We start from the raw sequence: 24,065 nt of genomic DNA on the forward strand, positions 1-24,065 counted from the left end.
TGATTTCCTATATAATGGAATTAAAGAGAAAAGGAGTGTGGATATGGGGAAAAAAGTAGGGATTATCGTAGGTGTACTTGTTTTATTATTAGCAGCAGCAGGCGGCATTTATTATTACATGACAAATACACCAAAGAACAAATATTTATTAAGTGAAAAGCAATCAATGGAAACATGGGGTAGCTATTTCGATGAACGTTTCAAAAATGAGGTAGCACTTCAAGATGAAATGGTTAATGAATCGTACCGTGGATCGGTTAAATTGAGTGCAGAGGTTTCAGACTCATTACTATCATCACTTGGTGTTCCGGCATCAATGGTCGAATCAACAAATCTTGTATTTAACGCAGGTCATGACGAAAAGAATCAACAATCAGAATTATCATTTGTACCAACTTTTGCGGGTACAGAAATAGATAAATTTGAGTGGACAGCTGACAAAGATGCACAGTACATTGCAGCACCATTATTCAATGATAAATTAATGGTTAAAAATGCTGATATGAAAAAAGTATATGAACGCATTGCAGGCGAGCCAGCACCAGAGGATTTCGATCCGAGCATGCTGAACTTAAATGAATTAATGGCATCAAATATGACGCAAGAAGAAGCGGAAGAAATGCAATACCGTTATTTAAAAGTCGTAATGGATTCTTTAGAAGATGAGCAGTTTGAAAAAGGAAAAGAAACGACAGATGTATTCGGTAAAAAAGAAGAGCTAAATACAGTAACGATGACATTAGAAGATGCAGATATTAAACGTGTCTTAAAAAATGTTGGCGCTGAGCTGAAGAAAGATGAAAAAATCAAAAAAATGTTTGGTTCATCTATCACAAGCGTAACAACAAAATCATACGAGGAATCAATTGATGATTTACTGAAGGACATCGATGATGAGAAATTTGGTAAAATTGTTGCGAAAAACTTCTTAGACGGTAAAACAATCGTAAAACGTGATATTAACTGGACAGGTGCAGATGGCAAAGAAGACAACAACATGCTATTTACGATGACAGAAAAAGTGGACGATGATGTACAAGTAGTAGCAGAGCTTAAAAGTAGTGACCAAGCGGTTGAAGGCTTCCGTTTAGAAGGTACATCAAAAGGTAAAGGCACAGTAAAAGATGATTACACAGTGACATCAATTACTGAAGGCGAAGAGTTTGCCATTAACATGAAAAACGACGAAAAATTAGATGGCAATAAACGTACGAATAATATCGACTTTACGATTACAGATCAAACAGGTGAAACGTACAACGCAAAATATGAAGGTACGCTTGATTCAGATGTGAAGAATAATAAACAAACATCAAAAGGGACAATTAGCTTTGATGTGGACGGCGAACCAATTAAAATTAATATTGATACAACAACAAATGTAAAAGAAAAATTAAATGTGAAAGCAGACGGCGCTGTTGATTTAAATACATTATCAGATGCTGAACTACAAGAACTTCAAGATTCAATTGAAACGAATATGGAGATGCTATTTAGTCAGTTTGGCGCTTAATCATTTGAATAAATAAGAAGAAGGGTGGTGCTTTTATGAAGATACTGAAAGCGTACCACTCTTTTTTATTGCAAAAGTGGTACATCATTCCGTATTTAGTGTTTGCCTGTTTTATTATACTTGCGACGATTGTCGGTATTCAAAAACAGTCAGTCGAGTCAACGATCCATATTGGCGTCGTAGATAACGATGAAACAGCAGAGACACGTATGATTTTAAAATCCATACAACAAGGTGATGGCTTCGCGAATGGCTTTCACTTAAAGGAATACGATGAAAAGGCAGCAGAGCAAGGCGTGCGCGATAAAAAAATTAATGGCTATATCATTTTGAAAGAAGGCATGACTAAGGCATTTTATAAAAATGGTTCATTACCCATTGAGGTCGTGACATACGATGATCGCTCGCTGCAAGGACTTCTTATTAATCAACTGACTTTATCTGTCTATGACCGCTTGATGGTCTCGGAGGCAGGAATTTTGACGTATGGTCATTTTTACCGCGATGCCTCGAATGATGAAATTATTGCGATGATGATGGATTTATTAGCGAATGGCTTAAATCGTGGCGCAATTTTTGATGCCCATCAAATAGAAACGATTCCGTTTGCCGATTACTATGTCGTATCGGCGTATGTACTCGTATTGCTAGGCTTCTTTTTAGCACTGCTCACAATTTTCCAGATGAATATGCCAAGAGCAATGCGCGACCGGCTAAAAATGTATCCATTTGCAAAGGAAAAACTTCTACTTGCGCGCTATGCACTCGCAACGGTTTATACACTTGCGTTTGCGTTTATTAGTATATTTGCGCTGTATCACTTCGTACAGCCCGCATTTGAAACGTATAATCTATCGTATTTAGTGCTCACAATTAGTAGCCTTGTCGTCTTAATGGCATTCGTGTATGTCGTCATTGACTTATTGTGTGCAAACCGTTTAGCGGGCATCGTGAAAATAATTGTGACGCTATTCATTATGCTCGGCTCAGGTGCGATTATTCCGACGATGTACTTCCAGCGCACATGGCTATATTACAACCCATTTGCGCCATTATTTGATGCGCTGTTGCAGTTGTTTATGAACAATTATGTTATCGATTACGCGTTATCGATTTGGTTGAGTATCGGTATATTACTCGTGCTACTGCTTGTAATCATTGGAAGGAGGGGGCGCGCATGAAGTCTTTCTTTCAATTGATTGTTGTTAAAAACTGGCGCACTTATGCGATTTTATTCGCGGCCCTTCTTGTATTAGGAGGCGTTCTAAAACTGCTGATTGCAGAGCAAAATCGTCTCATTGAATTACCCGTTGCTGTGCAAAATTTTGACGATAGTGAATCGTCAAAACAATTGATGACAGCATTAAAAAAACAGCCACGCTTCCACGTCACAAATTTATCAACAGAGGAGCGCTATCCTGAGGATGAAGTAGCGAAGCAGCGTGCTGTGGCGGTTGTGGTCATTCCAGATGACTATGAAAAACGCTTAGCAGCAAGACAGACAAGCGGCGTATTAACGCTTTATGTACAACATAATATGGTTGGCGATATTGTAACAGAAACAATTAGTAAAACCGCTTATAAACAGCAGCTACCATATATCGTCGCACAGCATTTAAAAGTAAAAAACATCGCGCTTGAAGATGTTTTCGCAAAATATAAAAAGGTGGAGCCAAAGGGACAATTAACGATGCGTTCATTAGTCGATTCATCGCCGCAGTCACTTGGCTTAGCAGCTGTCATTATTGTGATGCTGCTTGTTGGTGTCGCACAAATTGGTCTTAATCGCGCACTTTGCCAGCCACAAGCATTGGCGAGGGTGCGTATTTATGAGACGAATTATCGCAAGTTTTATATGGTGTATGTCGCGGCCCATAGCTTCGTATTAGTTGTCGGGGCACTTGGTCTGATGATGCTGATTGGCCTATCGGTATCTGCTACAGCCATTTTCATATTACTTGCGGCCGCCGTTGTTTTTGAAATTGGCGTCGCATTGCTACTGACGCATGTGCGCACATGGAGTCATCAATTATTTATGGCACTTATTTTCGCGATGACGCTTGCTGTTATTATCATCTTGCTACAGTTAGGAGGGGTGGCATGATTACGCTACAAAATGTCACGAAACATTACCGAAAAAAAGCCGTATATGAAAAGTGTTCACTTGAAATTCCGACGGCTGGTATGACGCTTTTTATTGGCCAAAATGGTATCGGGAAATCCACGCTACTTAAAATGATTGCGGGCATTGAAAAGCCTGACGCTGGCACCATTTTATATGATGGTGTGCAGTGGAGTGCGAATGAACGAAAAAAACGTATTGGCTATGTGCCGCAGGAAATTGCGTTGTGGGAGCATATGACCGTCGATGAAAATCTGGCGTTCTTTAAAGGTCTATTGAAAGAAACGATTGATGATGAATTAATCGCGTATTATTTAAAAAAGCTCTCGATAGAGCAGGAGCGCAAAACCGTCGTGAAAAAATTGTCCGGTGGTACGCAGCGTAAGGTGAATTTAATTATTGGGTTACTCGCAAAACCAACGATTTTAATTTTAGATGAGCCGACTGTAGGCATTGATTTAAAATCACGTACAGAAATTCAGCATGTACTACATGAATTATCAGCGACGTGTACGGTACTGTTAACGACGCACTTACTAGATGAAATCGAAGCGTTCACAGATAATATTGTGCTGATCGGCGAGGATACGTTTTACCGTGATATGCTAGAAGAAAAAAATATCGCGTATACGAAGTTGTAAAATACGTGTAAAAAGAAACGCTCCTATGAGCATAAGAAAAACCGGAATCGCGCGGTGGCGCGGTTCCGGTTTTTCATTGCGAACGTTAAAAAAGCAACATGATGTATTTTGTCCCAGCCTCTTTTAAATGAACGATTTTGCTAAGAAGCGTGTTTTGGCTACAACTTACTTAAAAATATGTGCCATTCGCGCAAATAATTAGGCATTTTCGCTAAAAAGCAGAGATGTTTACGAAAAACCTGTCATTTATTCAAAAGATGCAGCCTGAAAAAGTGCCAAAAATCGCTCAGAATCACCAAAAAAGGGTCGATTCGGGCGCTCCGAGGGGCAGTTTCAACACAGCATGACCGAGAAAAATCAATATTTCAAGAAAATCGGCTGTCATTTATTCACCACTAGTAAAAAGGAGAATGGCAACCACTTTTTGAACCCGAAAAAGCGCATTTTGGGACAAAAACGCCCGGTTTTTATCCCTTTTAAGGGAGCCTTTTATTAAAAAAGCATCTGTCAACGCGCAAAAAAACAGGAAAAATCATGCTGCTTTTTTGTCATAGGATAGCCGCTGCGCAAATATATACAAAAACAGCGTGCTCTTTGACCTGTACGTGTCGCTTAGTTAAAAATATGTCGTAGCCAAAACACGCTTCTTGAGGGAATGAACGATTTTTCATTGCACATAAAAAAAACCGCACAGAGGCGGCTCGGTACATTATTCTTCGTCATTAAATAGCATGTCGTCATAGTGCACCTTAATGGCTTCGTAAAGATAAAGCGCTGCTAAAAGATGCGGCACAACGATGCGTTCGCCGATATCATTTGGAATTAATCCTTGTTTCATTTTTAGTGACACGTACACATACGCAAGGTCCGCCATTTTTCCTGCGTCTGCTTCTTTTTCACTTGTAATGACCGCGAATGGAATAAATTGATCGTATAACGTTTGTGCAAGCGTAAGTGCTTCTTCGTCATTGGCATGGCGCGTCACGATAAGCACACGGTCCATATCTGTGATAGCAGCATCGTCTGTCCAAGGCGTCATTTTCGCAAATGGCTCCTCGGCATGTGCCGCATTATATTCAAGTGCTTTCATCTCACCAAAGCAGGCAAAATATACCTTGCCATCTGTAATGCCTGCTTGTGCAAGTAGGCGCGCAGCCTCCTCAATCGGTTCCTCCTGGTCAGAAGCAATACGTTGTAATAAGCCCGTTAATTGTGTTGTTAACATTTTTAACATTTTTTTCACCTCATGATGCTCATTATAAGGATTTTTTTAAACAGTTGTAAAGGGAAGATATGATACTATGAAGGAAAGGGAGAGGGAAGCTATGAAAAAAATTTTAATCGTCGATGACCAACCTGGGATTCGCATTGTGCTACAAGAAGTATTAAAAAATGAAGGCTACGAAATTCAAACAGCAGGCAGTGGGCTAGAAGCAATTGAATTAATCAAAAATGAAGATTTTGATGCGCTACTTACGGATATGAAATTACCTGGAATGAATGGTGTAGAAATTCTTCAGCATGCGGCTGATTTGAACAAAAAATTCGTCATCATGATGATGACAGCATATGGCGAGCAAGAGCTTGTAGATCAGGCGAAAAGCCTTGGTGCAGCTCATTTTTTCAAGAAGCCATTTGAAATTATCGAAGTGCGCGAAACAATTAATGAATTGTTAAAAGATAACGACTTAAAGTAGTAAATTGTGTCACTTTTTGATATGATTGTACTGTTTAAGAATAATAAATAAATTATGCTTGATTTCATGAGGAGGATTCATATTATGGCTTTGGTTTCTATGAAAGAAATGCTAGAAAAAGCAAAAGAGGGTAAATACGCGGTAGGACAATTCAACATTAACAATCTTGAATATGTCCAAGCGATTCTACAAGCTGCAGAAGAAGAAAAATCTCCAGTAATCCTAGGTGTATCTGAGGGTGCGGGTAAATATATGGGCGGCTTTATTTCTGTCGTGTATATGGTAAAAGGCTTAATCGAAAGCTACAAAATTACCGTACCAGTAGCGATTCACCTTGATCACGGTTCAAGCTTCGAAAAATGTAAAGAAGCAGTTGATGCTGGTTTCACATCGGTAATGATTGATGCTTCACATCACCCATTCGAAGAAAACATCGAAATTACTTCTAAAGTTGTTGAATACGCACATGCACATGGCGTATCTGTAGAAGCGGAACTTGGTACAGTAGGTGGCGACGAAGATGGCGTTATCGGCGGTATCATGTACGCAGATCCTGAAGAATGCCGTAAAATGGTTGAAGCTACAGCAATCGATTGCTTAGCTCCAGCATTAGGTTCAGTTCATGGTCCTTACCATGGTGAGCCAAACTTAGGCTTCAAAGAAATGAAAGAAATCTCTGAATTAGCTGATTTACCATTAGTTTTACATGGTGGTTCTGGTATTCCATTAAAAGACATCCAAAAAGCGATTTCTTTAGGTACTGCTAAAATTAACGTAAACACTGAAAACCAAATTGCACAAACAGCAGCAATTCGTGAAGTGTTAGAAAACGACAAAAAAGTTTACGATCCACGTAAATATATGGGTCCTGGCCGTGAAGCAATTAAAGCAACAGTTATCGGCAAAATCCGTGACTTCGGTAGTAATCAACAAGCATAATCACATATAATTTGGCAACTAGCCATCGTTTTATAAATTAGGGGGAACAATCCACAATGAAATTTTTCATCGATACAGCAAACTTTGACGAAATCAAAGAAGCTTATGCATGGGGTATCCTTTCAGGTGTTACAACAAACCCATCATTAGTAGCAAAAGAAAAAAACATCTCTTTCCACGACCGTTTAAAAGAAATCGCTGAATTAGTTGACGGTTCAGTATCTGGCGAAGTTATTTCTTTAGATGCAGAAGGCATGATTAAAGAAGGTTTAGAACTTTCTAAAATCCACCCGAACATCACTGTAAAACTTCCAATGACTGAAGCTGGTCTTACAGCTTGTGCCGCTTTAACAAAAGAAGGCATTAAAACAAACGTTACATTAATCTTCTCAGCGAACCAAGCATTAATGGCTGCTCGTGCTGGTGCAACTTACGTATCACCATTTATCGGCCGTCTTGATGATATCGGTATCGATGGCGTTGAATTAATCCGTGAAATCGCTGAAATCTTCGCGATTCATGAAATCGATTCACAAATCATTGCTGCATCAATCCGTCACCCTCAACACGTGACACAAGCAGCTCTTGCAGGTGCACATATTGCAACAACACCTTACAAAGTATTAAAACAATTATTTAAACACCCACTTACTGACAAAGGAATCGACGGATTCATGAAAGATTGGGCTAACAAAGACAAATAATTTGTTCCAATAATTTATAACAATTTAGTCCTGAAGCTGCGCGCTTGTTTGCGTGTGGTTTCGGGACAAATTTGTATTTAAGGAGATTTTGACTTCTATGGACGTATTTAAAGTAAATGGTGGCAACCATTTAAAAGGAACGATTAAAGTGAGCGGTGCCAAAAATAGTGCAGTAGCTTTAATTCCGGCTACAATTTTAGCAGATTCAAAAGTGACGATTGAGGGCCTACCAGAGATTTTAGACGTGTGGACTTTAAAATCGTTACTAGAAGAAATTGGCGGTGAAGTGACATTTGAGGACGGCGATATGACCGTCGATTCAACGAAGATGATCGATATGCCGCTTCCAAATGGCAATGTAAAAAAACTACGTGCCTCATATTATTTAATGGGTGCAATGCTTGGCCGCTTTAAACAGGCTGTCATTGGTTTACCGGGTGGTTGCTACCTTGGACCACGCCCGATTGACCAGCACATTAAAGGCTTCGAGGCACTTGGTGCGACCGTGACAAATGAGCATGGCGCGATTTATTTACGTGCTGAAAAATTAACGGGTGCAAAAATTTATTTGGACGTTTCAAGTGTCGGTGCAACGATTAATATTATGCTCGCAGCAGTTCTTGCAGAAGGACAAACAATCATTGAAAATGCGGCAAAAGAGCCTGAAATCATTGATGTTGCGACACTGCTTACAAGCATGGGTGCGCGTATTAAAGGCGCTGGGACAAATGTCATTCGTATTGACGGTGTGGAAAGCTTACATGGTACGACCCATACGATTATTCCAGACCGTATTGAAGCAGGTACATACATGCTACTGGCTGCGGCGATTGGCGATGGTATTGTCATTGATAATGTCATTCCAATGCACGTCGATTCATTGACGGCAAAAATGCGTGAAATGGGCATTGAAGTAATTGAAGACGAGGAAAGCATTATGATTCCGAAAGTCGAACAGATGAAAGCTGTCGATATTAAGACACTTGTGTATCCTGGATTCCCAACAGACCTTCAGCAGCCATTTGCGGCACTTTTAACGCAGGCGAACGGGATGGCGGTCATTACGGATACGATTTATTCTGCACGCTTTAAACACATTGCAGAGCTCAATCGTATGGGGGCAGCAGGCAAAGTTGAAGGGCGTACATCAATTATTACGGGTCCAACTGAGCTAACGGGTGCTACAGTTACTGCTACAGATTTGCGTGCAGGTGCGGCACTTGTTATTGCAGGCTTAATTGCACATGGTGAAACAATTATTCATGATATTTATCATATTGAGCGCGGATATAGTCATATTGTAGAGAAATTAACCGCTATTGGAGCAGATATTCGTAAAGTCGAAATCAAAGACTGATGAAATATTTTTTCATTTGCTAACATTGTGAAAAAACACATAAATTGTATATAAACTGTGCTACAATAGATTTGGTTTTTAAACCACAACCACTCGGTATAGAGTGGCAAACGGGAGGAACAGTAAAACATGAAACGTAGTTTATCAATGGAAGTAGTACGTGTAACAGAAGCAGCAGCAATCGCATCAGCTCGATGGATGGGTCGCGGTCTTAAAATGGAAGCGGATGACGCAGCAACAACTGCAATGCGCCAAGTATTCGACTCAATTCCTATGGACGCAACTGTTGTAATCGGTGAAGGCGAAATGGACGAAGCGCCAATGCTTTACATCGGTGAAAAATTGGGTTCTGATAAAAACGGTCCACAAGTGGATATCGCAGTTGACCCTCTTGAAGGCACAAACATCGTTGCTGCAGGTAGCGGGAATGCTTTAACAGTATTAGCAATTGCAGACCGTGGTAACTTACTTCATGCACCTGACATGTACATGGAAAAAATCGCAGTTGGTCCTGAAGCAGCGGGCATGGTTAGCATCGATGCTTCTGTGACAGACAACTTAAAAGCAGTAGCTAAAGCGAAAAACAAAAATGTAGAGGACGTTGTAGCAACTTTATTAAAACGCGAACGTCACCAAGGTATCGTCGATGAAATTCGTGCAGCAGGTGCTCGCATTAAATTCATCAACGATGGCGACGTAGCAGCAGCTATCAACACTGCATTTGATGAAACTGGCGTGGATATTATGTTCGGTACTGGTGGAGCTCCAGAAGGCGTTATCGCAGCTGTAGCACTTAAATGCTTAGGCGGCGACTTCCAAGGTCGTTTAGTACCGTCTAATGACGAAGAAGTAGCTCGTTGCGAAAAAATGGGTATCGCAGTAAACACTGTGTTAAACATGGATGACCTTGTAAAAGGTGATGACGCAATCTTCGCAGCAACGGGTGTTACAGATGGCGAACTTTTAAAAGGTGTTCAATTTAAAGGTGGTCACTGTACAACTGAATCAGTTGTTATGCGTGCTAAATCAGGAACTGTTCGCTTCGTAGAAGGACGTCACCGTTTAGATAAAAAACCAGATCTTTACATCAAAGACTAATTTAATTTTATATACGATAACAAAGAGGTTGCCTGTATGGGCGACCTCTTTTTTTGCATGCAAAGATAAGTTTCTTTTTCGGTGTGTAAATCGTATAATAGGGAAGTATATGTACAACTAAAATTTACCAAAACTATACACATTTCGATAAAGAAAAATTCAATGTAAGAGTGGTGTACTCAAGATGGCTAATTTAACAATGTCACAGCTTGAAAATATGACGCTAAAAGAGCTTTATGCGCTTGCACGCGAATATAAAGTGTCATACTATAGCAAGCTCACAAAAAAAGAATTAATTGTCGCGATTTTAAAAGTGCGCGCAGAACGCGAAGGCTATTTCTATATGGATGGCGTGTTAGAAATCATTCAACAAGAAGGCTTCGGCTTTTTGCGTCCCATTAATTATTCGCCTAGCTCGGAGGATATTTATATTTCCGCTTCACAAATTCGTCGCTTCAGCCTACGTAATGGTGACAAGGTGGCAGGGAAAGTACGTCCACCGAAAGAAAACGAACGTTACTACGGCCTACTACATGTAGATGCGGTGAACGGAGAAGACCCTGAAACAGCGAAAGAACGTGTGCATTTCCCTGCACTCACACCGCTATACCCAGAGCGTCAAATTAAGCTTGAAACAACAAAAAATAAATTATCAACGCGCATTATGGACTTAGTGGCACCTGTTGGTTTTGGTCAACGTGGCTTAATTGTTGCACCGCCAAAAGCAGGGAAAACATCTTTATTAAAAGAAATTGCGAACGCCATTACAGAATTGCATCCGGAATCGGAGTTAATCGTCTTATTAATTGATGAGCGTCCAGAAGAAGTAACCGATATTGAGCGTTCTGTAAATGCAGACGTCGTATCGTCGACCTTTGATGAGCTACCAGAGAATCACGTGAAAGTAGCCGAGCTTGTGCTTGAACGTGCGATGCGTCTTGTCGAGCATAAACGTGACGTCATTATTTTAATGGATTCGATTACGCGTTTAGCGCGAGCATACAATTTGACTGTGCCACCAAGTGGTCGTACACTGTCAGGAGGTATTGACCCGGCAGCATTCCACCGTCCGAAACGTTTCTTTGGTGCGGCGCGTAATATCGAAGAGGGCGGTAGCTTAACGATTTTAGCGACTGCACTTGTTGATACAGGTTCGCGCATGGATGAGGTCATCTATGAAGAATTTAAAGGTACGGGGAATATGGAGCTTCATTTAGACCGTTCATTAGCAGAGCGTCGTATATTCCCAGCGATTGATATTCGTCGCTCAGGAACACGTAAAGAAGAGCTACTTCTTGAAAAAGACCAGCTCGATAAATTATGGGCGATTCGTAAAACATTTTCAGATTCATCCGATTTCACAGAGAAGTTTTTACGAAAACTACGCTCAACAAAATCGAATGTGGAGTTTTTCGAATCACTGAACAATAAATCAAAAGAGCAACGAAATGGTCGCGGCTTAATTTAGAAAAGAAATAATCATTGCATTGATTAAAGAAATTTGTTATCATATTTTCATAATGCAAATATTGTGTGTTGCATATACGGCGTTTCAATGGGTCGTGTAAGGCAACCGTATATACTAACTCTGTTCCAGATGGTTCAGGGCGAGAGGAGAACATTAACTATGAAACAAGGTATCCACCCAGATTTCAAACAAGCAACTGTAACATGCTCATGCGGTAACTCTTTCACTGTAGGTTCAGTAAAAGAAACTATTAACGTCGAATTCTGTAACGAATGTCACCCATTCTACACAGGTCGTCAAAAATTCGCATCTGCTGACGGTCGTGTTGATCGCTTCAACAAAAAATACAACCTTAAATAATTTTTATTTAAGTAGAAAATATGCCTGCTATGCACATGTTGCGTAGCAGGTATTTTTCTTGCCTGCGATACGAAAATCGTGTAGTATAAATTCCGTTATTACTTAAAGATTTTCGTTCGTACATAACAAATAATTATTAAAAAAAGAGCAGTACGTGAGCTCTTTTTTGTTATGATAGAGAGTAGATATTTTTAGAAGGGAGCCTATACACCATGTACGTTATGTCTCAAAATGGCTGGGTTGAAGTAATTTGCGGCAGTATGTTCTCTGGAAAATCGGAAGAACTGATCCGCCGTGTGCGCCGCGCCCAATTCGCAAAACAAAAGATTGCGGTATTCAAACCGAAGATTGACAATCGCTACAGCGAGGAAGCGGTCGTAAGTCACAACGGTACGACAGTTATTGCACATCCAATCGAAAAAACAGAGGAAATGTGGTCTTATATTGATGATGAGTACGATTTAATCGCCATCGATGAAGCACAATTTTTCGGAGAAGATATTATCGAAACGGTTCAAAAACTTGCAGATCACGGCTTCCGTGTTATCTTAGCTGGTTTAGACCAAGACTTTAAAGGGGTTCCATTCGGGCCAATGCCATTCTTAATGGCGATTGCGGAGCAAGTAACGAAACTACAAGCAGTATGTAGCGTTTGTGGGTCACCTGCAAGCCGTACACAGCGCTTAATTAATGGTGAGCCTGCGAAAGCAGATGATCCCGTTATTTTAGTAGGTGCTTCAGAAGCCTACGAGCCACGTTGTCGTCATCATCACTATGTACCAACCGGTGCAACGCAATTAGATGAAGTAAAATAATGACCTAAAAAGACGCTTTCGTAGTAAAATGAAGAAAGTGCAATTTTTGAAAAGAGTAGCATGTGTTACTCTTTTTCTTTATACTAATTGAGGAAGTAATTTAACTTTAATGAAAAATAAATAATAGATAGAACAGAAAGGAATAGGTGAAAGTATATGTTTGATCGCCTACAAGCAGTAGAAGACCGTTATGAACGTTTAAACGAGCTTCTTAGTGACCCAGATATCGTATCTGACTCAAAAAAATTAGCCCAATTTTCAAAGGAACAATCGGATATTCAAGAAACCGTAACTGTTTATCGTGAATATAAATCAATTAAAGAACAAATCCAAGATGCGAAAGATTTAATTGATATGGAAGATGATCCTGAAATGAAGGAAATGGCACAAGAGGAATTAAAAGAACTTGAAGTGCAAATTCCTGATTTAGAAGAAAAAATGAAAATTTTATTAATTCCAAAGGACCCGAATGATGGTAAAAACATTATCATGGAAATTCGTGGTGCAGCGGGTGGCGACGAGGCGGCTTTATTCGCAAACTCACTATTCCGTATGTACAGCAAATATGCTGAAACACAAGGTTGGAGAACAGAAATCGTTTCTGCTAACCCTACTGAGCTTGGTGGTTATAAAGAAATCGTTATTATGATTTCAGGTAGCGACGTTTACTCTAAATTAAAATATGAAAGTGGCGCACACCGCGTACAACGTGTTCCGGAAACAGAATCACAAGGTCGCGTGCACACATCTACAGCAACGGTTGTTGTAATGCCAGAAGCTGCTGAAGTTGAACTTGATTTACAAGATAAAGATATCCGCGTTGATATTTATCATGCATCAGGTGCCGGTGGTCAGCACGTCAACAAAACGGCATCAGCTGTTCGTATGACACATATTCCAACAGGCGTTGTTGTTGCAATGCAAGATGAACGTTCACAACTTAAAAACCGTGAAAAAGCGATGAAAATCCTTCGCGCACGTGTTTACGATAAATTACAACAAGAAGAACAATCAAAATACGATGCAGAACGTAAATCAGCTGTTGGTACAGGTGACCGTTCAGAACGTATTCGTACGTACAACTATCCACAAAACCGCGTAACGGATCACCGTATCGGATTAACAATCCAAAAATTAGACCAAATTATTGACGGTAAACTAGATGACGTTATCGATGCATTAATTATGGAAGAACAAGCTAAAAAATTGGATGCTCTAAATGAACAACGATTCTAAGCGAGTTTTTGAGGCCCTTGATTGGGCTTCTTCTATTTTAGAGGAAGCAAATTGTGAGACGCGTGTCGGTCAGCTGCTGATGCAGTATGTGTTGGATGTGGATTATACGCATTTAGTGATGGCGATGCAAGATGAGGTAGCGACGGCTGACCTTCAAAAATTTGAAGAGGCTGTGCATACACATATTGGTGGTATGCCTGTACAGTACATTACACATCATGAGGAATTTTACGGTCGTTCATTTTATGTCGATGAAAATGTCTTAATTCCACGTCCGGAAACGGAGGAGCTTGTTCATTATTCATTGCAGCGTATGCGTAAATTATTTGGTCATGATGATATTCAGGTGGCAGATATCGGCACAGGCAGTGGTGCGATTGCGATTTCAATGAAGAAAGAATGTGCGAAGCTTCATGTGACAGCAACGGATATTTCAGCGGCAGCACTAGCGGTAGCGAAGCGTAACGCTGAGGCACTAGAGGCGGATATTCAGTTTCTAGAAGGGGATTTAACGGCGCCGATTGCACATCAAAAATGGGATGTTGTATTGTCGAATCCACCTTATATCGCACAGTCAGAAGTGGCTGTCATGGATGATTCCGTCATTAAGCATGAGCCACATACTGCATTATTTGCAGAGGAAGATGGATTGATTTTATATCGTAAGCTAGCAGAGAATCTACCAGCACTGATGAATCGACCTGGACTAATTGGCGTTGAGATTGGCTATCTACAAGGGAATGCAGTAGCCGGCTTCTTCCGTCAGCATGTTGAACATGCAAAAGTCGAAGTTGTGAAAGATATGTTTGGGCAGGACCGTATGGTATTTTGCGAATTAACTAAGTAAGTGAGGAATCAACAACATGGAAACGAAACGAGTAATCGTAGATGGCGTAACAGAAGACCCTGCTTTTGACGAGGCAGTGGCGTTATTAAAAGCAGGCGAGGTTGTCGCATTTCCAACCGAGACCGTGTATGGCCTTGGTGGTATTGCGACGAATGATGCGGCCGTAACCGCAATTTATGCTGCGAAGGGTCGTCCGTCGGATAATCCGCTAATCGTGCATATTGGCGCCTTTGACCAACTGGAGCGTTATGTTGATAACATTTCAGAAAAGGCGAAAAAATGTATGGATGCATTTTGGCCGGGTCCATTAACGGTCATTTGTCATGTGAAGCCTGGTGCGCTATCTGAAAAAGTAACAGCTGGTCTTGATACAGTAGGCATTCGTATGCCAAATCATCCTGTTGCCTTACGATTATTACGACAATTGGATGAACCAGTGGCTGCGCCAAGTGCCAACACAAGTGGGAAACCAAGTCCGACCGAGGGCGTTCATGTTGAGGAAGACTTAACAGGTCGCATTCCACTGATTTTAGATGGCGGTGCGACAGGCATTGGTGTGGAATCAACGGTTATCGATTTAACACTTAATCCCCCAACGATTTTACGTCCGGGCGGTATTACGAAAGAAATGTTCGAAGCGGTCATTGGCCCCGTCAATGAGCCAACGCATATCGAGCAAAAAGCCGGTGCCCCTAAAGCGCCAGGTATGAAATATACCCATTACGCGCCAGATGCACCTGTGCTTTTAATCGATAACGATGAAGTAGCAGTAAAAGAGGCACTAGCAGCGCTTCATGCGGACGGCAAAAAGGTAGCACTCCTTGCACCCGACCATTTTGGAAAACTTGAAGCGGATTGGTTCTTCACATTCGGTGATGGGACACATGAGCAGATGGCGGCCCATTTATATGATGCACTGCGCGCGTGTAATGCGACCAATGCTGATGTCGTTTTAGCGACGGTAACGGATAAAAATGATATGGGTTCAGCGATTATGAACCGTCTTGAAAAATCAGCAGGCGGTCATTGGTACGAAGGCTAACCCCTAGAATAGAAAAAGAGAGGTTTTGACAGTTGCCATTTCATATGCCTACTGTCAAGGCCTTTTTTTTGTGATTTTTGACTTAAAATAGCTTATAATCAATGTAATTAGAACGATGAAAGAAAGGTGGAGAAGACAATGAATATTTATTTCATTTGTACGGGAAACACATGTCGAAGTCCGATGGCGGCCGCGATTTTAGCAGCCAAAAAATTAGAAGGTGTTGAAGTAAAATCAGCAGGAATTTACGCAATGCCAGGAGGTGTGATGTCTACAGGTACGACACAAGTACTACAAGAGGAAAATATGTGGATGCCACACACAACATCAGCCGTTACGCCAGATGATTTAGCATGGGCCGATTTAATTTTAACGATGACCGTATCACATAAAAATGGTCTTCTTCAAGCATATCCTCATGTAGCAGATAAAACGTTCTCACTGAAGGAATATGCGCTAGACCAAGACGGGGATGTAAGTGATCCTTACGGTGGTTCGACCGCAATTTATCGTGAAACATTTAAAGAGTTATCAAAGCTGATTGATGTGATCGTAGAAAAATGGCATTAGAGGAGGAATTGTATGGAAAGTCGTGTGAAGTTTGGTTTGCGGAAAAAATTGATTGTATTTGTGGTGGCGCTGGCCATCGTTACATACAGCATTAGCTTTCTTTTCATTGAATATGTACAACCAATGTTTTTCCCGGAGACAAATCGAAAAGTATTTGAAATCGTTACATATGCACTTGGTATTATTTGGTCAGGTATTTTAGCTGGGGTTTTAGGTGTTATTTTAGTGCGACCGCTTCAGCAACTAGAGGAAGTGGCGAATGCGGCCGCGCGTGGTGAAATTGGTCGTGATATTGATATTCCAAAAACGAATGACGAAATGGAATCCCTTGCGAAGGCTTTCCAAACGATGCTTGTCAATTTACGCTCAATGGTTGCGCGTATCGAGGATAATTTTGAAGCGACGAATACGAGCATGCAAAAATTATCATCAGGTACGCAGCAGGCGACGGCACAAACCGATGCTATCGCGAAAACGATTTCGGATATTTCAATTGGTGCTGAGCAATCATCGAATGCGGTACAGTTTACAGCAAACTCATTAGAAAATGTACGCGATATTACGAACTCAGTGAGTGATTATGTGGATGTTTCACAATCAACTTCAAAATTAATGGTTAAAGAATTGACGGCTGCGACAGAGCAGATTAATTTACTCGTAGATGGTGTACAAAATATGGTCGATAATAATCGTCAATCACTTGAAGAAATTTTACAGCTTGAGAAAAATGCGACGGAAATTGAACATATTATTCAGCTTGTGAGCTCAATTGCAGATCAGACAAATTTACTTGCGCTAAATGCATCGATTGAAGCGGCACGTGCAGGGGAGCATGGGAAAGGCTTTGCGGTCGTTGCCGAGGAAGTACGAAAACTAGCGGATGGTAGCTCAGAAGCCGCGCATAATATTACGGATTTAATTCATAAAATGCAGGGTGATGTAAAAACGGTCGTTGCGTCGATGCATGAGCAGGTGACAACAACGGAAAAAGAGGTGGCACGTGTTGCCGCGACAACTGAGGCAGTAGATGGTATGACGACGATGATTCATGAGGTAGCGAAGTCGGTGACAGAGATTTCACATCTTGCAGATGAGCAGCGTAATATGCTTGAACAAACCACCGCACAGTCACAGGAAGTAGCAGCCATTGCGAAGCAAACGTCCGTCGGCACACAGGATGTTCAGCAGGCGACTGAAAAACAAGTAAAAGCGATTGATGACATGAATCGATTAATGGAAGATGTAAATTATCAAACTCGTGAGTTATATGAAGTCATAGCGAAGTTTCAACGCTAGTGAATGAAGTGCTCGTTTACGAACAAATTTAAGGCAGTCATGTAAGATGATTCTGTATTTGATACAGAATCATCTTTTTTAGGTTGTGCAACAATGAAATACTTGGTAAAATACGAATTATCCGAGTAGATTAATCTTTTAAATCGCTAATTTTATTTTAAAATACATATGTTCACTTATTTATGAACTTAAATGTTCGCTTTTTAGCGAAAATTTATTCCTGAAATTCATCTCATAATGATGTTATTCTCTTGAAATAAGTGGTACACTGATTTTGACTAAGATTAAGAAATGAGGGATAACTGTGAAAATTGCAATCGCATCTGATCACGGTGGTAACAACTTACGTAAAGAAATTAAAGGACTTTTAGACGCAAAAGGTTATGAATATACTGACTTCGGTCCAAAAGAGGACGGCTCAGTCGATTATCCGGACTTCGCGATGCCAGTAGCAGAAGGCGTAGCGAGCGGCGAATTTGATAAAGGGATCCTAATTTGTGGTACAGGTATCGGTATGTCAATTGCGGCGAACAAAGTAAAAGGCGTACGTTGTGCGTTAGTTCACGATACATTCTCAGCAAAAGCAACACGCTGTCATAATGATTCAAACGTTATCGCAATGGGTGAACGTGTTATCGGCGCTGGCCTAGCATTAGACATCGTTGATATTTGGTTAGCGACAGATTTTGAAGGCGGTCGTCACGAGCGTCGCGTAAGCAAAATCACAGAAATCGAAGCAAAAAACTAAGAGGTGACAAGCATGACGCTACAACAAATCGAAACCGAGCTTCAAACGTTACTCGATGAATTTGTAGAACAGGCACCACTTAAAAAAGGCCAACTGTTCGTCATCGGGTGTTCAACATCTGAAGTGAAAGGTGAAAAAATTGGCACAGCGGGTGGCATGGAGATTGCAGAAGCATTATTCCGACCACTTCAAAACTTCGCAAATGAACAAGGTGTTTATTTAGCTTTTCAAGGCTGTGAGCATTTAAATCGTGCCATCACACTAGAGCGCGCGGCAGCCGAAAAATATGGTTATGAAGAAGTAGCAGTCGTTCCGGTGCGTAAAGCTGGGGGCTCGATGTCAACCTATGCATATCGTCATTTGGAAGATCCAGTTGTCGTTGAGGAAGTACAGGCACACGCAGGCATCGATATTGGGCAAACGCTCATCGGTATGCATTTAAAACGCGTGGCTGTTCCGATTCGTACATCGGTGAAAACAATTGGTGAGGCAGTTGTTACAGCAGCGAAAACACGTCCGAAATTAATCGGCGGTGAACGCGCAGTTTATACGTTAGAAACATCTGAATAGGATGTTCATATAAATTAAAAAAGATTTTAGGGGGAAAAAGAGTAATGGCAAAACTTGCAGCACAAGAAAATTTAAAAGCACAAGATTCAGCAGTATTTGAAGCGATGGAAAAAGAGTTTGCGCGTCAACAAGCAAACATCGAATTAATCGCATCTGAAAACATCGTTTCAGCAGCAGTTATCGAAGCGCAAGGCTCAGTACTTACAAACAAATACGCAGAAGGTTATCCAGGTAAACGTTACTATGGTGGCTGCGAATTCGTTGATATCGTTGAAGATATTGCGCGCGATCGTGCAAAAGAATTATTCGGTGCAGAACATGTAAACGTACAACCACACTCTGGCGCACAAGCGAACATGGCTGTGTACTTCACTGTTTTAGAACCAGGCGATACAGTGCTTGGTATGAACCTTGCTCATGGTGGTCACTTAACACATGGTAGCCCAGTCAACTTCTCTGGCGTTCAATACAACTTCGTTGAATACGGTGTAACAAAAGATACAAACGTAATCGATTATGAAGATGTACGTGCAAAAGCATTAGAGCACAAACCAAAATTAATCGTTGCAGGTGCTAGTGCATACCCTCGTCAAATCGACTTCGCAAAATTCCGCGAAATCGCGGATGAAGTAGGCGCATTATTCATGGTGGATATGGCGCATATCGCTGGTCTTGTAGCAGCAGGCCTTCATCCAAATCCAGTACCATATGCGGACTTCGTTACAACGACAACACATAAAACATTACGTGGTCCACGTGGTGGTATGATCTTAACTTCAGAAGAATGGGCTAAGAAAATTGATAAATCAATCTTCCCTGGTATCCAAGGTGGTCCATTAATGCACGTTATCGCTGGTAAAGCAGTTGCTTTCGGTGAAGCATTACAGCCTGAATTTAAAGAATACGCACAACAAGTGATCAACAATGCAAAAGCGCTAGGCGAAGCATTACAAGCTGAAGGTATCGACCTTGTTTCTGGTGGTACAGATAACCACTTACTTCTATTAGATGTACGCTCACTAAACCTAACTGGTAAAGTAGCCGAAGCCTTACTTGATGAAGTAAACATCACAGCAAATAAAAATGGTATCCCATATGACCCTGAAAAACCATTCGTAACTTCAGGCGTACGTATCGGTACTCCAGCTATTACTTCTCGTGGCTTTGTAGAAGAGGATATGAAAGAAGTAGGCGCATTAATTGCGGCTGTTCTTAAAAATCCAGAAGATGCAGCTGTTAAAGAAGATGCGAAAGCACGCGTAAAAGTTTTAACAGATAAACACCCAATCTACGCTTAATTATTAAAATGGACGATGATCTTTTCCAAAGGCCATGTTTGTACATGTTTTTTGGTGCGCTTTCTAATAGGGGAGTGCAAGGTCATGGTCCATTTTTTTATTTTTCCGTGTTTAATTATTATTTTTTGTGAAATTATGAAGAGGGGAGAATAGAAGAGGATGCTAGAAAATACTAGTTTCTTCTATATAATATATCTATTCTTGTAGTTTGTGGATTTTAATAGGACATTGGGCAGTATACAGCAACTTCAAAAAATATAGTTTCATTGGCATAAAATTGATTTTCCATTGAAATGACATAAAAGAAAGCGCTTTTTCTGCTATAATAGATAAGATAATTATTTATAGGGAGTGTTTAACCTTGGGTAAAGTATACGTCTTTGACCATCCATTAATTCAGCACAAATTAACTTTTATTCGTGACAAAAATACAGGTACGAAAGAATTCCGTGAACTAGTAGACGAAGTTGCTACATTAATGGCATTTGAAATTACACGTGATATGCCGCTTGAAGAAGTGGAAACAGAAACACCAGTTGTAACAGCAAAAACAAAAGTTTTAGCTGGTAAAAAAATGGCAATCGTGCCAATCCTACGCGCAGGCTTAGGTATGGTAGATGGTATGTTAAAACTAATCCCAGCTGCAAAAGTAGCACATATTGGTTTATACCGTGACCCAGAAACATTACAACCAGTGGAATACTATGCAAAATTCCCAGCAGATATTGAAGAACGTGACTTCTACGTTGTTGACCCAATGTTAGCAACAGGTGGTTCTGCAATTGAAGCAATCAACTCACTTAAAAAACGCGGTGCGACAAGCATTAAATTCATGTGCCTAATCGCAGCTCCAGAAGGCGTAGAAGCACTTCAAAAAGCACACCCAGATGTTGATATTTACATCGCAGCAAAAGATGAAAAATTAAACGACCACGGCTACATCGTTCCTGGTTTAGGTGATGCAGGAGACCGTTTATTCGGTACTAAATAATTAGAGGACGGTGTAGAAATGTCGAAGTTGAAAGTCATGACAGTTTTTGGAACAAGACCGGAAGCCATTAAGATGGCCCCACTCGTACTAGAACTGAAAAAGCACGAAGAAATCGAAACAATCGTGACGGTGACAGCACAGCATCGAGAAATGCTCGACCAAGTGCTTGAAACGTTTAAGATTACACCAGATTATGATCTGAACATCATGAAAGCTCGTCAAACGCTAATCGATGTCACAACACGTGGCTTAGAGGGGCTAGATGCTGTAATGAAAGAAGCTCGTCCAGATATCGTGCTTGTACATGGAGATACATCAACGACATTTGTTGCAAGTCTTGCAGCATTTTACAATCAAATCCCAGTCGGGCATGTAGAAGCAGGACTTCGCACGGGCAATAAATATTCACCATACCCTGAGGAGATGAATCGTCAGCTCACAGGTGTCATGGCGGATATTCATTTTGCACCAACTGAACAAGCAAAAGAAAACTTACTTCGTGAGAATAAGCAGGAAGACGCAATCGTCGTTACAGGCAATACAGCCATCGATGCTTTAAAGACGACGGTCGACGATTCGTACACGCATCCGATTTTAGAGAAGCTAGTAGGGGAGCGCATGATTTTACTGACAGCACATCGTCGTGAAAATCTTGGCGAACCGATGCGTCATATTTTCGGGGCGATTAAGCGCCTGCTTCAAGATCACGAGGATGTGGAAGTTGTGTATCCCATTCATCTGAACCCTGTCGTGCGAGAAATCGCAACAGACGTACTAGGGGGGGAGAGCAGAGTACACTTAATCGAACCACTTGATGTGTTCGACTTCCATAACTTTGCTGCTAAGTCCTTCATGATTATGACGGACTCTGGTGGTGTACAAGAAGAGGCACCTTCTCTAGGGAAGCCGGTACTCGTTTTACGAGATACGACGGAACGGCCAGAAGGGATCTCGGCAGGAACGCTGAAACTTGCGGGTACTGATGAGGAACAAATTTACCGATTAGCTACAGAATTGCTGACAGATGAGCAAGCCTATAAAAAAATGGCCCATGCCTCAAACCCATACGGGGATGGACATGCGTCAGAACGTATTGTAAAAGCGCTAATTACTTTCTTACAATAATAGTTAGTGAAAAAGACAGCGTGTTCTCTCTTTTCAATGTAGGAAAAAAGCTCGCTAAGGTGTTTAAGAAACGTTGTTATAACAACGTTTCTTAAATTTTACACAAATTTGTCAACAAATCGACAAAAGTTATTTGCTTGTGAAGTTTTTCACTCTAAGCAATTGACATGAAATATTCACTATTGTATGCTAACAAAGGGTTAAAAATGGTTAAGCTTATTATGGCTCTACTCTATCTTTTATCGGAAAAGTCACTAGGATGTGGGAATACCTATTTTTGAAGAAAAAATACGATTATTCGCATATTTATTGGTGTTTCTTTAGACGTTAAAAGAATGAAAAGGGTTTCCTAAAAGCTTAGCGCTCACATATAGGGAGCTCGTTTCCCTCCCGCATTTGTAGTTTAATGCTACTTATCCGGTAACTTACCGGTGGTCAGCTAGTACTTCCATCATTCGAAAAAAGATTCAGGAGATTAAAGGCCAATGGTAGAAATGCATCTCATTTATAGAAGATTAAAAAAGATTGTTCTTTTGTTTCTTCTCGTATGCGCGTTAGGCTGGTTTTTTACGACATATCAACAAGTATTCGCTGGTCTCGCAGTAGGTGCGCTTTGCGGTCTATTTAATTTTTGGAATCTGGTCCGGAAAATGGAAAGCTTTGGTCGTAATGTAGAGCAGGGGAAAAAGACGCGTTCTTTAGGTACCCTTATTCGCTTCGCTTCTGGTGTGTTAGGTGTTGCGCTTGCGCTCACGTATCCGCAGTATATTAGCGTTGGCGGCACGATCATTGGATTAATGATTCCGTACGTTCTGCTATTAGTGGACAGGATCGTATTTCATTTAAAAAACCAATAAGCTCGGCGCATTCGAAAGAGAGGTGAACACACAGAAATGAATCACTTAAATCCGTACAGAGAGTTCATGGGATTAGGTTTCAATCCAGCTAACTTAATGATGATTACAATTACTTGTTTAATCGTATTATTAATCGCTGTCCTTGCGACACGTAAGTTAGCAATGAAGCCAACTGGTATGCAAAACTTTATGGAGTGGTTAATGGACTTCGTAAGAGGCATTATCGGCAGCAACATGGACTGGAAAACAGGTGGTAAATTCCATATTCTAGGGATTACATTAATCATGTTTATTTTCGTAGCAAATATGTTAGGTTTACCATTCTCAGTCCAAATTGATGGTTACTTATGGTGGAAATCACCTACAGCCGATCCAGCAATTACATTAACTTTTGCAGTCATGATCATTGTTCTTTCTAACTACTATGGTATTAAAGCACAAGGGATTGGCGGCTACGCGAAAACATTCTTCACACCGATGTGGTGGTTATTCCCAATCAAATTGATCGAGGAATTTGCCAACACGTTAACATTAGGTCTTCGACTTTATGGTAACATCTACGCAGGTGAGGTTCTTTTAGGCTTACTTGCAGGTCTTGCAAGCATGTGGAGCGGTGCTGGTATTATCGCAGCAATCATTCCAACATTAGCATGGCAAGGTTTCTCAATCTTCATCGGTACGATCCAATCGTACATTTTCGTTATGTTAACAATGGTTTACATGTCTCACAAAGTGAGCAAAGACCATTAGTATAAAAATTGTCTAGGAAAC

At 40.8% G+C, this 24,065-nt stretch carries 25 protein-coding genes; 24 read left to right on the forward strand and 1 reads right to left on the reverse strand.

Annotated features, from left to right (window positions below; genetic code table 11):
- The first annotated feature begins 43 nt into the window (after window positions 1-43).
- Genes ACFSY7_RS04190 through ACFSY7_RS04205 form a run of 4 tightly spaced genes read left to right on the forward strand, consistent with a single transcriptional unit; the run spans window position 44 to window position 4,276 of the window.
- Window positions 44-1,513, forward strand: coding sequence for a hypothetical protein (locus tag ACFSY7_RS04190; protein ID WP_380146966.1), 1,470 nt, complete (start codon window positions 44-46; stop codon window positions 1,511-1,513).
- A gap of 35 nt (window positions 1,514-1,548) precedes the next feature.
- Window positions 1,549-2,694 carry an ABC transporter permease gene (locus ACFSY7_RS04195; protein WP_380146967.1) on the forward strand — a complete coding sequence of 382 codons (1,146 nt, stop codon included), beginning with the start codon at window positions 1,549-1,551 and terminating at the stop codon, window positions 2,692-2,694.
- Window positions 2,691-3,617: an ABC transporter permease gene (locus ACFSY7_RS04200; RefSeq protein ID WP_380146968.1), complete on the forward strand. Its 927-nt coding sequence runs from the start codon at window positions 2,691-2,693 to the stop codon at window positions 3,615-3,617. Before ACFSY7_RS04195 ends, ACFSY7_RS04200 begins: the two co-directional genes overlap by 4 nt.
- Window positions 3,614-4,276, forward strand: coding sequence for an ABC transporter ATP-binding protein (locus ACFSY7_RS04205; RefSeq protein ID WP_126990940.1), 663 nt, complete (start codon window positions 3,614-3,616; stop codon window positions 4,274-4,276). The genes ACFSY7_RS04200 and ACFSY7_RS04205 overlap by 4 nt, the downstream gene beginning before the upstream one ends.
- A gap of 709 nt (window positions 4,277-4,985) precedes the next feature.
- On the opposite strand, the gene ACFSY7_RS04210 is transcribed toward ACFSY7_RS04205, so the two are convergent.
- A complete protein-coding gene (locus tag ACFSY7_RS04210; protein WP_380146969.1) occupies window positions 4,986-5,510 on the reverse strand; it encodes a DUF2529 family protein in 525 nt (174 codons plus the stop codon).
- A gap of 91 nt (window positions 5,511-5,601) precedes the next feature.
- Between ACFSY7_RS04210 and ACFSY7_RS04215 the strand changes: the two genes are divergently transcribed.
- The 20 genes from ACFSY7_RS04215 to atpB all read left to right on the forward strand — a co-directional run bounded on the left by ACFSY7_RS04215 (window position 5,602) and on the right by atpB (window position 24,044).
- The gene (locus ACFSY7_RS04215; RefSeq protein ID WP_020189082.1) at window positions 5,602-5,973 is read left to right on the forward strand and encodes a response regulator; all 372 of its coding nucleotides are present in this window, start codon (window positions 5,602-5,604) and stop codon (window positions 5,971-5,973) included.
- Window positions 5,974-6,057: 84 nt separating this feature from the next.
- Window positions 6,058-6,912, forward strand: coding sequence for a class II fructose-1,6-bisphosphate aldolase (gene fba, locus ACFSY7_RS04220; protein ID WP_020189083.1), 855 nt, complete (start codon window positions 6,058-6,060; stop codon window positions 6,910-6,912).
- Window positions 6,913-6,968: 56 nt separating this feature from the next.
- Window positions 6,969-7,616: a fructose-6-phosphate aldolase gene (gene fsa / locus ACFSY7_RS04225; RefSeq protein WP_020189084.1), complete on the forward strand. Its 648-nt coding sequence runs from the start codon at window positions 6,969-6,971 to the stop codon at window positions 7,614-7,616.
- Window positions 7,617-7,713: 97 nt separating this feature from the next.
- Window positions 7,714-8,973, forward strand: coding sequence for a UDP-N-acetylglucosamine 1-carboxyvinyltransferase (locus ACFSY7_RS04230; protein WP_380146970.1), 1,260 nt, complete (start codon window positions 7,714-7,716; stop codon window positions 8,971-8,973).
- A 129-nt stretch (window positions 8,974-9,102) separates the two neighbouring features.
- On the forward strand, window positions 9,103-10,071 hold the full coding sequence (glpX, locus tag ACFSY7_RS04235; protein WP_020189086.1) for a class II fructose-bisphosphatase: 969 nt from the start codon (window positions 9,103-9,105) through the stop codon (window positions 10,069-10,071).
- Between the two features lie 184 nt (window positions 10,072-10,255).
- Window positions 10,256-11,539 carry a transcription termination factor Rho gene (rho, locus tag ACFSY7_RS04240; protein ID WP_020189087.1) on the forward strand — a complete coding sequence of 428 codons (1,284 nt, stop codon included), beginning with the start codon at window positions 10,256-10,258 and terminating at the stop codon, window positions 11,537-11,539.
- 159 nt (window positions 11,540-11,698) lie between these two features.
- Entirely contained in the window at window positions 11,699-11,899 is a 201-nt protein-coding gene (gene rpmE / locus ACFSY7_RS04245) for a 50S ribosomal protein L31 (RefSeq protein ID WP_020189088.1), read from the forward strand.
- A 212-nt stretch (window positions 11,900-12,111) separates the two neighbouring features.
- Window positions 12,112-12,714 (forward strand): thymidine kinase, encoded by a 603-nt coding sequence (locus ACFSY7_RS04250; RefSeq protein ID WP_020189089.1) that lies wholly within the window; start codon window positions 12,112-12,114, stop codon window positions 12,712-12,714.
- A gap of 156 nt (window positions 12,715-12,870) precedes the next feature.
- On the forward strand, window positions 12,871-13,950 hold the full coding sequence (prfA, locus tag ACFSY7_RS04255) for a peptide chain release factor 1 (protein ID WP_020189090.1): 1,080 nt from the start codon (window positions 12,871-12,873) through the stop codon (window positions 13,948-13,950).
- On the forward strand, window positions 13,934-14,797 hold the full coding sequence (prmC, locus tag ACFSY7_RS04260; protein ID WP_380146971.1) for a peptide chain release factor N(5)-glutamine methyltransferase: 864 nt from the start codon (window positions 13,934-13,936) through the stop codon (window positions 14,795-14,797). Before prfA ends, prmC begins: the two co-directional genes overlap by 17 nt.
- Before the next feature lie 16 nt (window positions 14,798-14,813).
- Entirely contained in the window at window positions 14,814-15,839 is a 1,026-nt protein-coding gene (locus ACFSY7_RS04265) for an L-threonylcarbamoyladenylate synthase (protein ID WP_020189092.1), read from the forward strand.
- Window positions 15,840-15,977: 138 nt separating this feature from the next.
- On the forward strand, window positions 15,978-16,409 hold the full coding sequence (locus tag ACFSY7_RS04270) for a low molecular weight protein arginine phosphatase (RefSeq protein WP_020189093.1): 432 nt from the start codon (window positions 15,978-15,980) through the stop codon (window positions 16,407-16,409).
- A gap of 12 nt (window positions 16,410-16,421) precedes the next feature.
- Window positions 16,422-17,705: a methyl-accepting chemotaxis protein gene (locus ACFSY7_RS04275; protein ID WP_380146972.1), complete on the forward strand. Its 1,284-nt coding sequence runs from the start codon at window positions 16,422-16,424 to the stop codon at window positions 17,703-17,705.
- A 304-nt stretch (window positions 17,706-18,009) separates the two neighbouring features.
- Complete coding sequence (gene rpiB / locus ACFSY7_RS04280; RefSeq protein ID WP_020189095.1) at window positions 18,010-18,453, forward strand: ribose 5-phosphate isomerase B; 444 nt, start codon at window positions 18,010-18,012, stop codon at window positions 18,451-18,453.
- A gap of 12 nt (window positions 18,454-18,465) precedes the next feature.
- Window positions 18,466-19,023 carry a TIGR01440 family protein gene (locus ACFSY7_RS04285; RefSeq protein ID WP_126990935.1) on the forward strand — a complete coding sequence of 186 codons (558 nt, stop codon included), beginning with the start codon at window positions 18,466-18,468 and terminating at the stop codon, window positions 19,021-19,023.
- 44 nt (window positions 19,024-19,067) lie between these two features.
- A complete protein-coding gene (gene glyA, locus ACFSY7_RS04290) occupies window positions 19,068-20,321 on the forward strand; it encodes a serine hydroxymethyltransferase (RefSeq protein ID WP_020189097.1) in 1,254 nt (417 codons plus the stop codon).
- Window positions 20,322-20,682: 361 nt separating this feature from the next.
- On the forward strand, window positions 20,683-21,312 hold the full coding sequence (gene upp / locus ACFSY7_RS04295) for a uracil phosphoribosyltransferase (protein ID WP_020189098.1): 630 nt from the start codon (window positions 20,683-20,685) through the stop codon (window positions 21,310-21,312).
- Window positions 21,313-21,330: 18 nt separating this feature from the next.
- Window positions 21,331-22,437: a non-hydrolyzing UDP-N-acetylglucosamine 2-epimerase gene (wecB, locus tag ACFSY7_RS04300; protein ID WP_020189099.1), complete on the forward strand. Its 1,107-nt coding sequence runs from the start codon at window positions 21,331-21,333 to the stop codon at window positions 22,435-22,437.
- 485 nt (window positions 22,438-22,922) lie between these two features.
- Entirely contained in the window at window positions 22,923-23,294 is a 372-nt protein-coding gene (locus ACFSY7_RS04305; protein WP_020189100.1) for an ATP synthase subunit I, read from the forward strand.
- Between the two features lie 36 nt (window positions 23,295-23,330).
- Window positions 23,331-24,044 (forward strand): F0F1 ATP synthase subunit A, encoded by a 714-nt coding sequence (gene atpB, locus ACFSY7_RS04310; protein WP_380146973.1) that lies wholly within the window; start codon window positions 23,331-23,333, stop codon window positions 24,042-24,044.
- Window positions 24,045-24,065 lie beyond the last annotated feature (21 nt).

It is taken from the genome of Kurthia populi (assembly GCF_042686175.1).
In the GTDB taxonomy this organism is placed as follows: Bacteria; Bacillota; Bacilli; order Bacillales_A; family Planococcaceae; genus Kurthia; species Kurthia populi.

Excerpts from the sequence above, each read along its gene's own strand:
- ACFSY7_RS04190 (WP_380146966.1), top strand. The coding sequence starts at position 44 with ATGGGGAAAAAAGTAGGGATTATCGTAGGTGTACTTGTTTTATTATTA.
- ACFSY7_RS04195 (WP_380146967.1), top strand. The coding sequence starts at position 1,549 with ATGAAGATACTGAAAGCGTACCACTCTTTTTTATTGCAAAAGTGGTAC.
- ACFSY7_RS04200 (WP_380146968.1), top strand. The coding sequence starts at position 2,691 with ATGAAGTCTTTCTTTCAATTGATTGTTGTTAAAAACTGGCGCACTTAT.
- ACFSY7_RS04205 (WP_126990940.1), top strand. The coding sequence starts at position 3,614 with ATGATTACGCTACAAAATGTCACGAAACATTACCGAAAAAAAGCCGTA.
- ACFSY7_RS04210 (WP_380146969.1), bottom strand. The coding sequence starts at position 5,510 with ATGTTAAAAATGTTAACAACACAATTAACGGGCTTATTACAACGTATT.
- ACFSY7_RS04215 (WP_020189082.1), top strand. The coding sequence starts at position 5,602 with ATGAAAAAAATTTTAATCGTCGATGACCAACCTGGGATTCGCATTGTG.
- fba (WP_020189083.1), top strand. The coding sequence starts at position 6,058 with ATGGCTTTGGTTTCTATGAAAGAAATGCTAGAAAAAGCAAAAGAGGGT.
- fsa (WP_020189084.1), top strand. The coding sequence starts at position 6,969 with ATGAAATTTTTCATCGATACAGCAAACTTTGACGAAATCAAAGAAGCT.
- ACFSY7_RS04230 (WP_380146970.1), top strand. The coding sequence starts at position 7,714 with ATGGACGTATTTAAAGTAAATGGTGGCAACCATTTAAAAGGAACGATT.
- glpX (WP_020189086.1), top strand. The coding sequence starts at position 9,103 with ATGAAACGTAGTTTATCAATGGAAGTAGTACGTGTAACAGAAGCAGCA.
- rho (WP_020189087.1), top strand. The coding sequence starts at position 10,256 with ATGGCTAATTTAACAATGTCACAGCTTGAAAATATGACGCTAAAAGAG.
- rpmE (WP_020189088.1), top strand. The coding sequence starts at position 11,699 with ATGAAACAAGGTATCCACCCAGATTTCAAACAAGCAACTGTAACATGC.
- ACFSY7_RS04250 (WP_020189089.1), top strand. The coding sequence starts at position 12,112 with ATGTACGTTATGTCTCAAAATGGCTGGGTTGAAGTAATTTGCGGCAGT.
- prfA (WP_020189090.1), top strand. The coding sequence starts at position 12,871 with ATGTTTGATCGCCTACAAGCAGTAGAAGACCGTTATGAACGTTTAAAC.
- prmC (WP_380146971.1), top strand. The coding sequence starts at position 13,934 with ATGAACAACGATTCTAAGCGAGTTTTTGAGGCCCTTGATTGGGCTTCT.
- ACFSY7_RS04265 (WP_020189092.1), top strand. The coding sequence starts at position 14,814 with ATGGAAACGAAACGAGTAATCGTAGATGGCGTAACAGAAGACCCTGCT.
- ACFSY7_RS04270 (WP_020189093.1), top strand. The coding sequence starts at position 15,978 with ATGAATATTTATTTCATTTGTACGGGAAACACATGTCGAAGTCCGATG.
- ACFSY7_RS04275 (WP_380146972.1), top strand. The coding sequence starts at position 16,422 with ATGGAAAGTCGTGTGAAGTTTGGTTTGCGGAAAAAATTGATTGTATTT.
- ACFSY7_RS04285 (WP_126990935.1), top strand. The coding sequence starts at position 18,466 with ATGACGCTACAACAAATCGAAACCGAGCTTCAAACGTTACTCGATGAA.
- glyA (WP_020189097.1), top strand. The coding sequence starts at position 19,068 with ATGGCAAAACTTGCAGCACAAGAAAATTTAAAAGCACAAGATTCAGCA.
- wecB (WP_020189099.1), top strand. The coding sequence starts at position 21,331 with ATGTCGAAGTTGAAAGTCATGACAGTTTTTGGAACAAGACCGGAAGCC.
- ACFSY7_RS04305 (WP_020189100.1), top strand. The coding sequence starts at position 22,923 with ATGGTAGAAATGCATCTCATTTATAGAAGATTAAAAAAGATTGTTCTT.
- atpB (WP_380146973.1), top strand. The coding sequence starts at position 23,331 with ATGAATCACTTAAATCCGTACAGAGAGTTCATGGGATTAGGTTTCAAT.